The sequence below is a fragment of the Streptosporangium vulgare genome, assembly GCF_042428775.1.
In the GTDB taxonomy this organism is placed as follows: domain Bacteria; phylum Actinomycetota; class Actinomycetes; order Streptosporangiales; family Streptosporangiaceae; genus Streptosporangium; species Streptosporangium vulgare.
The window spans coordinates 392,402-405,021 of sequence record NZ_JBHMBS010000001.1; the positions used below are offsets into that span (position 1 = coordinate 392,402).

Genomic DNA, 12,620 nt, shown 5'->3' on the forward strand with positions numbered 1-12,620 from the left:
CCCCGGCGGTCACGCGGTAGCGGGACGGGGCTCAGAGGAGATAGCGGGCCAGGTCGGCGATGGGGTGCGGGCCGGAGAGGAGGTCGCGCAGGGCGTCCAGGTGGGGGCCGCCGAGGGTGTGGTGGGCGGTGAGGCCGGTGTCGTGGACGGCCCGCTCCCAGCCTCCGTCGTCGTTCGCGGCGTCCTCCAGCCGTCGCAGCACGCTCGCCCCGTCCGTCTCCCCGGCCAGCAGCGTGAGCAGGTGCGGCCACTGGACGGCGAGCGCCGCGAGCTTGGCGACCTCGCCGTCCGAGGCGGGGGCCGCCCCGGCGAGGGCGCGGCGGTAGGTCAGGAACGAGTAGAAGCGGAACACGTTCACGTACCGCTTGATCTCGCGCGGGTTGAAGAACGTGAGGGCCGGGAGCACGAACTCGATCGCCCGGTAGGCGTTCTCGTCGCTGTAGAGGTCGTCGAAGACCCGGTCCGCGGCCTCCCGGGTCGCCGCGCAGAGGCCGCCGAGGGCGTCGGAGCACTCGATGCCCAGGGCGTCCTGCGCGAGCCGCGCCGCCTCGTCGAGGGTCGTCGTGGTCGGGCGCAACGCCCAGATGGCGTCCTGCAACCGGCTCACCTGCACCGGGTCCGGCGGTTCCGCCGCCCGCGATCCGGGCTCGGGCGTCTCCACCGGCGTTCGCGGCCCGAATCCCTGAAGCTCCATCGTCGCCCGCAGCCCGAGCCCCGGTGTCTCCAGCGGGGTTCGTAACCTGGGCACCGGTGCCCGCAGTCCCGGCACGGCCGCTCCCGGTGGCGCGGTGGTGCCGGGGAGACCCGGTGTGACCGCGCCGCGCGAGGAGGGCCGTGCGGGAGGCAGGGGACCGCGCGAACGCGGCCCGGCCGGATCCGGTGGCGGGTCGAGCCGTTCCAGGGCGGCTGGGGGACCCGCCGGACGCGGTCCGGCCGGATTCGGTGTCCATTCGGATACGCCCAGCAGGGCTCGTACGAAGGCGGGCAGCCGGTCGGCGTCGTCCAGCAGCGGCACGCTCAGCGGGAGCTGCACGATCTTCTCCAGGAAGCGCCAGCCCAGGCCGGAGCGCCCGCCGCCGGGCAGCGTCCCGGCCAGTTCCGGGTAGGCCGCCTCGACGTGCGCCACGACCACCTCCGGCTCCATGGCCAGCACGAACACGCAGTTGGGGAACTCCCCGGCGAGGAACAGGTTGATCGCCTCGATGACCTGCGCCACCGTACCCGGCGAGCAGCGGTCCAGGTCGTCCACGAACACCACCAGCGGGCGCTCTCCGGTGGCGACGAGGTCGAGGACCTGCCGCATGTCGGTCTGCACCAGGTGCAGGAAACCGGTCCTGGACCGGTACCCGGGGGCGGGCGCTACCTCGCCGGCGAACCCGTCGGCCGCGCCGGGGCCGAGCAGGTCGGGCTGGGTGACCAGGCCGCGGAACGCGTTGTCCGCCGACTCCCCGAAGAACCGCGCCAGCCGTACGGCACCGGCGCCCACCACCAGCGCCGACCCGGCGGAGCCGACGGCCGCCGCGGCGTTGCCCAGGAGGCCGCCGAGCGCGGGCAGCAACGCGGCGGCGGCCAGGAGCGCCCCGGTGAGGACGACGGTGGCGACCAGGCCGAGGGCGACGGGCGCCAGGCGGGTCATCGCCAGGTGGTACGCGCGCCTGCGGACCGCCTCCCGGTCGATCCTGGACAGGTTCAGCTCCAGCCAGAACCGTTCCCGCTCGGCGCGGGGCAGCCGCCGGGTGACCTGGGTGATGATCTCGTGGGCGAGCCCGGCCCAGACCTGCTCGCCGCTCTGGTACATCCACGGGTTGAACCAGACCGTGGGCCGCCAGTCCGACGGCCGCAGCGGGAGCGGGCCCGGCTCGGCCCGCCCGGCGTTCTCCCGGGGACGCCGTCCCGTCCTGGCGAGCACCTCGGCGTTGGTCAGCGTCCGCTCCGCGCGGGAGCCGGGCAGGTGGATCGGGGAGGGGGCGTCCCCGGCGGCCCCGGGGTCCAGCAGGTCCTGGATCATCCGCATCAGCGAGGTCTTGCCCGCGCCCCAGGGGCCCTTGACACCGATCGTGAGCGGCGGCCGGGTCTCGGGGTGGCGGACGAACGCGGCGATGGCCTCGGCGTACACCCGGTGCCCGAGCTGGTCCTCGGTGGTCCACCGGTCGGCGGTGAGCCTGGCCCTGGGCCGTACCGTCCGCAGCCCGGCCCGGCGGCGGCGCAGCAGCGCCGAGGTCTGTGCCCGTTCGGCGGCCGACAGCCGCGAGTGGCCGAAGGTCCGCACGTCCGGATGGACGAACGTGGTCGTCTCGCCCAGCAGGCCCCAGTGCCTCAGCTCGGCGGCGTCGCCGAGGATCTCGTCGATCGGCTCGTCCTCGTCGAGCAGGGCCGCCCTGCGCAGGATCTCCCTGGCGGGCTCGCTCAGGTGGAGCTCGTAGACCCGCCGGACGATCTCGACCCCGCAGGCGGGCGGGGCCTGGTCGCCGAGCCGCGCCAGGACGCGGGCGAAGGCGGCGTGCGGCACGGCGGAGGTGTCCCTCGCCGGGGTGAGCGCGACCCTCGCGACGGCCCCGTACGAGATCAGGATGGGCGTCCGGGCGGCCGAGGCCGCCGCGTAGCGGGCGAGCGCGTAGGCGTGCAGATCCCCGACGCTGATCGTGCCGTCGCCGTCGAGGTCGGCGGCCCGCGTCGTGAGGCCCTCCGCGATGACGTCGGTCAGCGTGCGCACCGGGCCGGGCACCGTCTCGTCGAGCCTCAGCGTGAGGGTGAGGGCCGCCGCGGCCACCCTCGGCTCCCCGGCCACGGCGAGCTGCCTGACCGGTTCCGCGGAGCCGTCCAGGGCGCTCCAGCCGAAGTCGACGATCATCAGTACGGCGGCCGCCAGCGACTCGCCGACCTGCCGTCCGAACGCGCCGATCATCGATCCCAGCTGCCCGGAGGTCCAGCCGCCGTCCGCGGGCAGCCGGATCACCAGCAGGTCGCCCTCCCGCGCCGAGCGCAGCAGGCCCCACACGCGCTCGCCGTCCGCGTCCGCCCCCTCGCTGACCTCGGCGTCGACGGCGAACCCCTCGGCACGCAGCGCGTTCGCCAGCCGCGCGTCCGGCCGGGTGGCGGGGGTGCCCGCGTCCGGCGAGGTCGGGGTCGAGAGCGAGGGTGAGGCCGGGGGAGAGTCGAGGAAGACGAGAGCTCGGCGGGTGCCCACGTGGGGCGTGGTCTCGAAGACTGGATTCGCGAACGCGAGTCCCTCGCTCAACGGTCCTCCCGATCTGACGGCGGTCATTCCACTGTGGACGCGTCAGACGGGACAGATGGCGATCTTGGCGATAGGTCGACCTGTTTTGACGGATGTTTGCTCGCCGGTTTCCGCAAAGTTTGCGGCGGGGAACGCCGGAGGCGTCACGGACCCTTTCCGGCGCCGACCGGTGTGGCCTTCCTGGCGACCTCCGTCAGCTCCTTCCGGCGCCGACCGGTGTGGCCTTCCTGGCGACCTCCGTCAGCTCCTTCAACCGCCGGACGACGCGGCCTCCCTGACCACCTCCGTCAGCTCCTCACGCAGCCCGGCGAAGCGCGGGTCGGTGCGGGGATGGTCGCCGTACGGCAGGTCCGAGGCGCGGTCGAGGACCACCCGGCCCGGCCTGCCGCTCAGCGCGAGCACGCGGGTGCCGAGGTAGACGGCCTCGTCCACGCTGTGGGTGATGAACACCACCGTCGTGCCCGCCCGCCGCCACAGCTCGCGGACCTCCTCCTGCATGCGTTCCCTCGTGAAGGCGTCCAGGGCGGCGAACGGCTCGTCCATCAGCAGCAGCGCGGGGCCGGGGGCGAGGGCGCGGGCGATCGCCGCGCGCTGCTGCATGCCCCCCGACAACTCGTACGGCCGGGCCCTGGCGACGTCGGTGAGCCCGGTGAGCTCCAGCAGCCCGGCCACCCGCTCGCGCCGCGCCGCCCTGGGCAGGCCGCGCAGCCCGAAACCGACGTTCCCCTCGACCGAGAGCCAGGGGAAGAGCCGGTGCTGCTGGAACACGTACCCCCTGGCCGGGTCGGGGCCCGACACCGGTTCGCCGGAGGCCGTGATGGTCCCCGCCGACGGCGCGGTGAAGCCCGCGACCAGCCGCAGCAGCGTGCTCTTGCCGCACCCCGAGGGGCCCACGACCGTGACGAACTCCCCGGCGGCGATCTCCAGGTCGATCGGCCCGAGCGCGTCGACCGTCCCGGCGCGGCCCTGATAGGAGTGCGACACCCCGGCGAGCGCGAGTGCCGTGTCCCGGGGGGCCGCGCGCACGTCGGTCGCCTCAGTACGTACGTCGGTCGTCTCCGTGCGCACGTTGGCTGCCTCCACGCCCGCGTCGGTCGTCTCCGTGCCCGCGTCGGCCGACGTCTCGGGACCCGTGCCCGCGTCGGCCGATGTCCCGGGACCCGTGCCCGCGCGGGCGGTCTCAGCTTCCGGAGAAGGCATCCGCGAGCTCCTGCGTGGCCAGACCCTTCTGGAAGACGCTCAGCTCCGGTACGGCGTCCACCTTCTTCTGGCCCTTGAGGAACTCGGCGGAGCTGTGCAGGTTCTCGGCGAACTTGCCGGGGGCCGAGGGGGTGCCGAGATAGTCGGCGGAACGCTGCTCCGTGGCGTCGAGGAGCACGAGCTGGCCGAGCTGGCGCCCGGCCTCCGCCGGGTCGAGGTTGAGCTGGCGGCCGATGGCCGCGGCGGCGGCGTCCTTGTCGCTCCTGACCAGCTTGACCGCGCGGTCCTGCTGCTGGAGCCAGACGTGCAGCGCCTTCGGGTACTTCTTCGCGAAGTCGTCGCTCACCACCGCGAGGTCGGCGGTGAGCTTGCCCCGCTGGGCCAGCTCACGGCTGGTGACCAGCGTCGTGCCGCCGTTCTTCTGCAGCTCGGCCAGGGTGGGCGTCCAGACGTAGGCGGCGTCGATGTCACCGCGCTGCCAGGCGGCCTGGATGTCCGGCGGCTCCATGTCGAGGATCTTCACGTCGGCCTCCGACAGCCCGGCCTCGGTGAGCGCGGCGAGCAGGCTGTAGTGGGTGGTCGAGGCGAAGGGGGCGGCGACCCGCTTGCCCGCGAGCCCCTTGACGTCGGTCACGCCGCCCCGGGCGACGAGCGCCTCGTTGTCCCCGATCACGTCGAAGATCCACGGCACCCGGTACGGGATGTCGAGGGGCGCCGACAGGCCACGGGTGACCGGGCTGCTGCCCGCCAGGCCGATGTCGAGCGATCCGGAGATCATCGCGGTGTTCACGTCACCGCCCGAGTCGAACTTGCTCCATGTGATCTTGGTGTTCGGCAGCGCCTTCTCCAGCCACTGCTGGTCCTTGACGATCAGGTCCCCGTTGGGAATGAGCTGGTAGCCGATGCGCAGGGTCGCCGGGGAGCCGTCGGCGGCGGGCTTGGCCTCCTCCGTACCGGACCCGCAGGCGGTCAGGGCGAGGGCGGCGGCGGTCAGGGCGAGCGCGGCGCGCTTCACGGGGGTCACGGGGTTCATGCGTTTCATGGGGGTCTTTCCTAGGTACGGCCGCGCCAGGGAACCAGGCGGCGGTCCAGCGTTTGCAGGAGGAAGTCGATGAGCAGGCCGGACAGGCCGATGACGATGATCCCGAGCACCACCACGTCCGTCTGGTTGTAGCGCTGGGCGTCGCGGACCATGCCGCCGATCCCGGGCACGCCGTTCACGGTCTCGGCGGCGACCACGGTGGTGTAGGCGACGCCCACGGCGACCCGCACCCCCGTGATGATCTCGGGCAGCGCGCTCGGCAGCACCACCCGCAGCGGCAGCTCGTGCCGGCGGGCGCCCAGCGAGCGGGCCGCGTTCAAGTAGTCCTCGTGCACCCCGCGCACGGCGTCGGCGGTGGCCACCGCGACCGGCGGGAGCGCGGCGAGCAGCAGGAGCCAGATCTTGGGCTCCTCGTCGATGCCGAACCAGATCACCAGCAGGCTGAGGTACGCCAGCGGCGGCAGGGTGCGGACGAACGTGACCAGCGGGCCCAGCAGCGCGCGCAGCGTGGGGACCATGCCGATCAGCAGCCCCAGCGCGATGCCGCCCGTCACCCCGTACAGGCAGCCGAGCAGGATGCGGCGCAGGCTGGTGAGCAGGTGCTCCTGGAGGGTGTAGCCGCTCACCCCCTCGACGGTGGTGCGCAGGAACTGGTCCCAGACCGCGACGGGCTCCGGTACGAAGACCGGCGGCCAGATCCCGGCCATGGCCACGGCCTGCCAGATCGCGACCAGCGCGACGATCGCCCCGGCCCGCAGCGCCAGGGCCCGCCAGAGCCCCCGGCGCCGCGGGCCGGGTTCGGCGCCGGGGCCGTTCGCGCGGCGGGGGCGCGGACGGGGAGGGGAGGTGAGGACGCTCACGTGACGAGCGCGGGAGCGGCCAGCAGGGGGAGGACGAAGTCGCCGACCCGCCAGGCCTCCTCCAGGTGCGGCCAGCCGGACAGGATGAACTCCGACAGGCCAAGCTCGGAGTATTCGCGGATGCGCTCGGCGACCTCCGCGTAGCTGCCGACCAGCGCGGTGCCCGCGCCCTCCCTGACCAGCCCGACCCCCGCCCAGAGGTTGGGGGAGATCTCCAGCGCGTCCGCGGAACCCCCGTGGAGGTCGGCCATGCGGCGCTGCCCCACGGAGTCCATCCGGGCGAACCGCGCCTGGGCGGCGGCGATCCTGGCGGGGGACATGCCGTCGAGCAGGCGCCGGGCGTGTGCCCACGCCTCCTCGGAGGTGTCGCGGGCGATGACGTGGAGCCGGATGCCGAACCGTGGCTCGCGGCCCGCCTCGGCGGCGAGCTCGCGCACCCTGGCGACCCTTTCGGCGATCATCGCCGGGGGCTCGCCCCACATCAGGTAGACGTCCGCCCCAGCGGCGGCCACCCGCTCCGCGGCGGGGGAGGCCCCGCCGAAGTAGACGTCGGGGGTGTCGAGGAGCGGAGTGGCGAGCCCTCCCCCCGACACCCGGTAGTGGGCGCCCGCGTGGTCGAACGGCTCGCCCGCCCAGGTGCGCCTGAGCACCTCGATGAACTCGCCGGTGCGCTCGTAGCGGGCGTCGTGGTCGAGGAAGTCGCCGTAGGCGCGCTGCTCCCCGGGGTCGCCGCCGGTGACCACGTTGAGCAGGAGCCGCCCCCCGCTGATCTCCTGGAGGGTCTGCGCCTGCTGGGCGAGCAGGGTGGGGAGGGTGAAGCCGGGCCGGAAGGCCACCAGCAGCTTGAGCCGCTCGGTCCGTGCCGCCACGGCGCTGCACGCCACCAGGGGATCGGGACAGCCCGCCCCGACCGGGGTCAGCACCGCCTCGAAACCGGCCGCCTCGGCGGCGCGGGCCACCTGGGTCAGGTAGTCGAGCGTCGCGGGCCTGGCCGCGGCGCCTCCCGCCGCGACGGTGGTCGTGGCGGGCCTGACGTGATGGCCGTCGCCGGTGGTCGGCAGGAACCAGTGCAAGCGCATCTTCGCCTCATGGGGCTCAAACGGAACGGGGTGGTGCCCCTGATAGTAACCACATAATACCTATCTATAAATAGGGAATTAGGGTGAGGTTGGGGATGGCCTCTGATCGGGGCACCTGGGCTCGGGGCCGATCGGCCGGTCCCGGGTTGGAGCCCTCGCCCCCTTCGTGGCGGGTCTGTGGCGAGTCCGTGGTGGGTCTGCGGCGGGCCTGTGGTGGGTCCGTGAGGGGTCTGTGGCGGGTCCGTGGTGGGCCTGTGGTGCAGGAAAGCGGGCTCAGAGGTCGCGGGCCCAGATCTCCTCGACGAAGGCCTCGTGCGCTCCGTTCGCCCCGTGCGCCCCGCGGCCCTCGCCCCGCTCCTTCTCGATCAGCTCGAAGCCCGCCGCCTGGTAGATGCGCCTCGCGCCCACCAGCACGTCCCTGGTCCACAGCACCATCCGCCGGTAGCCGGCCGCCCTGGCGAAGCGCACGCACTCGTCCACGAGCCGGGTGCCGATCCCCATGCCGCGTGCGGAGGGCTCGACCAGCAGCATCCGCAGCTGCGCGGTCTCGTCGTCCTTGCGCACGCAGAAGACGCATCCGGCGCGCTCGCCGTCCACCTCGGCGATCCAGGCCGCCTCGCGCCGGGGGTCGTGGCCGTCCACGTAGTCGGCCACGACCCTGGCCACCAACGCCTCGAAGTCCATCCCCCAGCCCCGCTCCTGGCCGTAGAGCGTGCCGTGCCGGTAGACCACCCAGCCGAGGTCGCCGGAACGCGGCGGGCGGATGACGTACGGCCGCTCGGCCTTCGGCGTCCGGCCGAAGATCTCTTTGATCGTCGTCATGCTCGCGACCAGCCGGTCGCCGTCCTCGTCGGTCACCCCGGCCAACAGGTCGCGTACCTCCTCCGCCGCGCGCTCGTCGAAGCCCGCGAACCTGGTCCTGCCCTCGGCGGTCAGCTCGACCACCTGCCGCCGCGCGTCGGCGGCGGACCGCTCGCGCACCACCAGGCCGTCGCCCTCGAACCTGCCGAGCATCCGGCTGAGGTATCCGGCGTCGACCCCGAGCAGCCGTCGCAGATCGCTCACCTCCATCCGGCCCGCCTGGTCCAGCTCGAACAGCACCCTCATCTCCGTCAGCGAGTAGGGGCTGTCCAGGAGGCCCTGGTGGAGCAGGCCGATCAGCCTCGTGTAGAAGCGGTTGAAGGCGCGGACGTCCGCCACGTGTCTCTCCATGCTTGACAGAATCAACCAATTCGTTGACGGAGTCAATGAATTGGCCGACGTGGGCTTCTGTGAGATCGGCGGTCCGCTGCGCTAACTTCGCACTTTGGTTGAGAACGGATGATGAGCGGGGGCGGCGCGTGCCGTTCCCATGGCGGGAGCATGATGGCTGAGGTCGCGTACATCGGTGGATACACCCCGGACACCAACGGGTCCGGGCCGGGGATCACCCTGGTCGAGCTGGGGAGCTTCGCGCGGCTCGGGGAGACGGCGGCCTCCGGCCCCTCCTTCCTCGCCGCCCACCCCACCCTCCCGGTCCTCTACGCGGTGGGGGAGAGCGAGCGCGGCACGGTCGGCGTCTTCGCCCGCGCCGGGGACGGCACGCTGAGCCCGCTCGCGCAGCGGCCCAGCGAGGGGTCGGCCCCCTGCCACCTGGCGGTGGACCCCACCGGCACGCGCCTCGCGGTGGCCAACTACGGCGACGGCACGGTCAGCGTGCACGGCATCGACGGGTCCGGCCTCCTGACCGACGTGTGGATCTTCCCCTACCGTGAGGGCGCCCACGCCCACCAGGCCGTCTTCGGCCCCGACGGGGTGCTGTACGTGAGCGACCTGGGCTCCGACGAGGTCCGCCGCTATCTGGTCGGCGACGAGGTGGTCCCGCACCCCGCGGGCCCGGTGCGGCTCGCGTCCGGCATGGGTCCCCGGCACATGGCCTGGTCGGACGGCCACTGGTACGTGGCGGGGGAGCTGGACGGCACCGTGCGCGTCTACGAGGTCTCCGGCGGCCTCGACGGCTCTGAAGCCTCCGGCGGCTCTGACGTCTCCGGCGGCTCTGGCGTCTCTGGCGGGGAGTGGCGCGAGATCGCCGTCGTCCCGGCCAGCGGGAGCGAGGGGCACAACCAGCCCTCGCACCTGGAGGTCTCCGGCGGGCTCGTCTACGTCGCCAACCGGGGGCCCGACACGATCGCGGTCTTCGCGGGTCCCGGGCTGGAGCCGGTGGCGGAGGTCCCCTGCGGCGGCGCCTGGCCCCGGCACTTCGCCATCGCCGACGACCGCGTGTACGTGGCCAACCAGCGCTCGGACGGCGTCGCCGTGCTCCCGCTCAAGGGCGGCGTACCGCAGCCCGTGGAAGAGGTCTTCGCCGTCGGCACCCCCTCCTGCGTGCTGCCCCTGCCCTAGCCCTCCCTCAGGGGCGCTCTCGGAGGTCTCCGGCGTGCCTACGATGAGTTTCCGATGCGCGTGCCCGGCCGGACGCGGGGAACCGGGTCCGGCGGGCGCCTCACCCTTCGATCGCGAAAAACGACATGTGAGGCTACTCTCCTTGGTCTAGACCACTGGGCGCATCTGCGGGCAGAATGCGTTGCGTCGGTGGCGAAAACCCATCGCCGGACCGGCCATGCCACTTAGTCTGGCCATCTTGTATCGAACTCACTACCGGAGGATGCCATGCGTATCGGAGTGCTCACCGGGGGCGGCGACTGCCCCGGCCTGAACGCCGTTATCCGCGCCGTCGTGCGCAAGGGAGTGGGCGTTCACGGACACGAGTTCGTCGGCTTCCGCGACGGCTGGCGCGGCCCCCTCGAGGGCGACACCATGCCGCTTGACATTGACGCCGTACGCGGAATCCTGCCGCGTGGCGGAACGATCCTTGGCTCCTCCAGGACCAACCCGATCAAGATCGAGGGTGGCGTTGAGAAGATCAAGGAAAACCTCGCGAAGGGCGGGGTCGACGCGCTGATCGCGATCGGCGGCGAGGACACCCTCGGTGTGGCCAAGCAGCTCTTCGACAAGGGCGTGAAGGTCGTCGGCGTGCCCAAGACGATCGACAACGACCTCAACGCGACCGACTACACCTTCGGTTTCGACACGGCCGTCAACATCGCCGTCGAGGCGATCGACCGCCTGCACACCACCGCCGAGTCCCACCACCGCGCGCTGATCTGCGAGGTCATGGGCCGCCACGCGGGCTGGATCGCCCTGCACGCCGGAATGGCGGGCGGCGCCAACGTCATCCTCATCCCGGAGAAGCCCTTCGACATCGACAAGGTCTGCGCCTACGTCGAGTCCCGCTTCAAGACGCGCTACGCGCCGATCATCGTCGTGGCCGAGGGCGCGCACCCGGTCGAGGGCCAGATGGCGCTGCAGGCGGGCGAGCTCGACGCCTTCGGCCACGTGCGGCTCGGCGGCATCGGCGAGAACCTCGCCAAGGAGATCGAGAAGCGCACCGGCAAGGAGGCCCGCACCACCGTGCTCGGCCACATCCAGCGCGGCGGCACCCCCACGGCCTTCGACCGGGTGCTCGCCACCCGGTTCGGCCTGCAGGCCATCGACGCGGTGCAGGACGGCGACTTCGGCAAGATGGTCGCCCTGCAGGGCACCGACATCGTCAGGGTCGGCCTCGACGAGGCCACCAAGGAGCTGAAGACCGTGCCGGTCAGCCGCTACGAGGAGGCCGAGGTCTTCTTCGGCTGAGGTCCCCTTCGGAGCTCCAGTCCTGGAGCCCCACTTCCAGGGCCTCGCTCCCGGAGCTTCGCCCCCGGTCTCAGGGCGAGCCCTGTCAAGCGTTCTGCAAGCGGCCTCCCCTAGCCTCCCGGCAGGGCGGCCGCCCGCGATTCCCCTCCATGTACGGCTTGCGCCTTGACCAGGCACCAGCGGAGGCGCAAGCCGTACATCATCGCCCTCGGGAGTCGAAGAGGTACATATCCCTCGTCGGTGAATCATTGCGGCTCGTGGCCTATGCGATGAAAGGTGCGGGCAGCCGGTGACGGGAATCGAGGATCCGTTCTGGCGGGCGGTCGCGGTTTTCCGCGTCGCGTCCCTCGCGTACGCGGCGGTCCTGCTCATCCGCGCCGGGGGGTACGCCCACCCGGTGACCGGCTGGCTGGTGATCGGCGTCATGGCGCTGTGGACCGTGGCGACGATCTTCGCCTACTCCGTCGGCGAGCTCCGCGGCCGGCCCCTGCTCGCCGCCGACATGCTCGTGACCGTGGGCTGCCTGCTCGCCACCCCCGCCGTGCAGGGCGCCTACCAGCAGGGCAGCCTGCCGATCACCGGCACCTGGATGGGCGGGGCGGTGCTCGCCTGGGGAGTGTACGGCGGCCGGCGGCTGGGGGCGGTGGCCGCGCTGATCGTCTCGCTGGCCGACCTGTGGCTGCACGGCGTCCCCGGGGGCGGCTTCGAGACGCTGCCGATCAACGGCACCGTCCTGCTCTTCCTCGCCGGGGTGGTCGTCGGGCACGTGGCCCGGCTGGCCAAGAAGGCCGAGGAACGCATGCAGCAGGCGATCGAGCTGGAGGCGGCCGGGCGGGAGCGGGAGCGGCTCGCCCGGGACATCCACGACTCGGTGCTCCAGGTGCTCGCGCTGGTCCAGCGGCGCGGGCAGGAGATCGGCGGCGAGGCGGCCGAGCTGGGCAGGCTCGCGGGCGAGCAGGAGGCCGCACTGCGCGAGCTGGTCAGGCTCAGGCCCGAGGCGTCCGCCCTCGGCACCGCCGACCTGTGCGTCCTGCTGCACAGGTACGGCTCGGCCACGGTCACCGTCTCGGCCCCGGCGACCCCGCTCACCCTGCCCGCGGCCACCGCGGCCGAGATGGCCGCCGCGGTCGGGGCCGCCCTGGACAACGTCGCCCGCCACTGCGGGGCGCGGGCGCCCGCGTGGGTCTTCGCCGAGGGCGACGGCGGGCTGGTCACCGTGACCGTGAGGGACGAGGGGCCGGGCATCGCGCCCGGACGCCTGGAGGAGGCCGCCGCCGCGGGGCGGCTGGGCGTCGCGCAGTCCATCCGGGGCCGCATCGCCGACCTCGGCGGCACGGTCACCGTGATCTCCGACCCCGGCCGGGGCACCGAGATCGAGATGTCGGTACCGGCCGGATAGACCATGCGGGCCTCCGCCCGTGGCGTACGAGAGGCGAGGGCCGTCGGCGGGCCCGGGGCGGGTGGCGTTCACGACGGGACGTTCCGGACAGGGGTGGCCGGTACGGGTGGTGTTCGGTGCCGGCCGG

At 73.0% G+C, this 12,620-nt stretch carries 9 protein-coding genes; 3 read left to right on the plus strand and 6 right to left on the minus strand.

Annotation, left to right across the window (positions count from 1 at the left end; genetic code table 11):
- Positions 1-31: 31 nt before the first annotated feature.
- The 6 genes from ACFFRH_RS01730 to ACFFRH_RS01755 all read right to left on the minus strand — a co-directional run bounded on the left by ACFFRH_RS01730 (position 32) and on the right by ACFFRH_RS01755 (position 8,631).
- Complete coding sequence (locus ACFFRH_RS01730; RefSeq protein ID WP_386153533.1) at positions 32-3,238, minus strand: P-loop NTPase fold protein; 3,207 nt, start codon at positions 3,236-3,238, stop codon at positions 32-34.
- 249 nt (positions 3,239-3,487) lie between these two features.
- The gene (locus ACFFRH_RS01735) at positions 3,488-4,438 is read right to left on the minus strand and encodes an ABC transporter ATP-binding protein (protein ID WP_386153535.1); all 951 of its coding nucleotides are present in this window, start codon (positions 4,436-4,438) and stop codon (positions 3,488-3,490) included.
- Positions 4,419-5,480 (minus strand): taurine ABC transporter substrate-binding protein, encoded by a 1,062-nt coding sequence (locus tag ACFFRH_RS01740; protein ID WP_386153538.1) that lies wholly within the window; start codon positions 5,478-5,480, stop codon positions 4,419-4,421. Before ACFFRH_RS01740 ends, ACFFRH_RS01735 begins: the two co-directional genes overlap by 20 nt.
- A gap of 11 nt (positions 5,481-5,491) precedes the next feature.
- Positions 5,492-6,340 carry an ABC transporter permease gene (locus ACFFRH_RS01745; RefSeq protein WP_386153540.1) on the minus strand — a complete coding sequence of 283 codons (849 nt, stop codon included), beginning with the start codon at positions 6,338-6,340 and terminating at the stop codon, positions 5,492-5,494.
- Positions 6,337-7,419, minus strand: a complete 1,083-nt coding sequence (locus ACFFRH_RS01750; RefSeq protein ID WP_386153542.1) for an LLM class flavin-dependent oxidoreductase — start codon at positions 7,417-7,419, stop codon at positions 6,337-6,339. The genes ACFFRH_RS01745 and ACFFRH_RS01750 overlap by 4 nt, the downstream gene beginning before the upstream one ends.
- Positions 7,420-7,692: 273 nt before the next feature.
- A complete protein-coding gene (locus tag ACFFRH_RS01755) occupies positions 7,693-8,631 on the minus strand; it encodes a bifunctional helix-turn-helix transcriptional regulator/GNAT family N-acetyltransferase (protein ID WP_386153545.1) in 939 nt (312 codons plus the stop codon).
- Positions 8,632-8,784: 153 nt separating this feature from the next.
- Here ACFFRH_RS01755 and ACFFRH_RS01760 point away from each other — a divergent pair, with 153 nt between their 5' ends.
- The 3 genes from ACFFRH_RS01760 to macS all read left to right on the plus strand — a co-directional run bounded on the left by ACFFRH_RS01760 (position 8,785) and on the right by macS (position 12,493).
- The gene (locus ACFFRH_RS01760) at positions 8,785-9,801 is read left to right on the plus strand and encodes a lactonase family protein (RefSeq protein ID WP_344745029.1); all 1,017 of its coding nucleotides are present in this window, start codon (positions 8,785-8,787) and stop codon (positions 9,799-9,801) included.
- Positions 9,802-10,068: 267 nt separating this feature from the next.
- Complete coding sequence (locus tag ACFFRH_RS01765; protein WP_344745028.1) at positions 10,069-11,094, plus strand: 6-phosphofructokinase; 1,026 nt, start codon at positions 10,069-10,071, stop codon at positions 11,092-11,094.
- A gap of 289 nt (positions 11,095-11,383) precedes the next feature.
- Positions 11,384-12,493, plus strand: coding sequence for a MacS family sensor histidine kinase (gene macS, locus ACFFRH_RS01770; RefSeq protein WP_386153550.1), 1,110 nt, complete (start codon positions 11,384-11,386; stop codon positions 12,491-12,493).
- Positions 12,494-12,620: the final 127 nt, after the last annotated feature.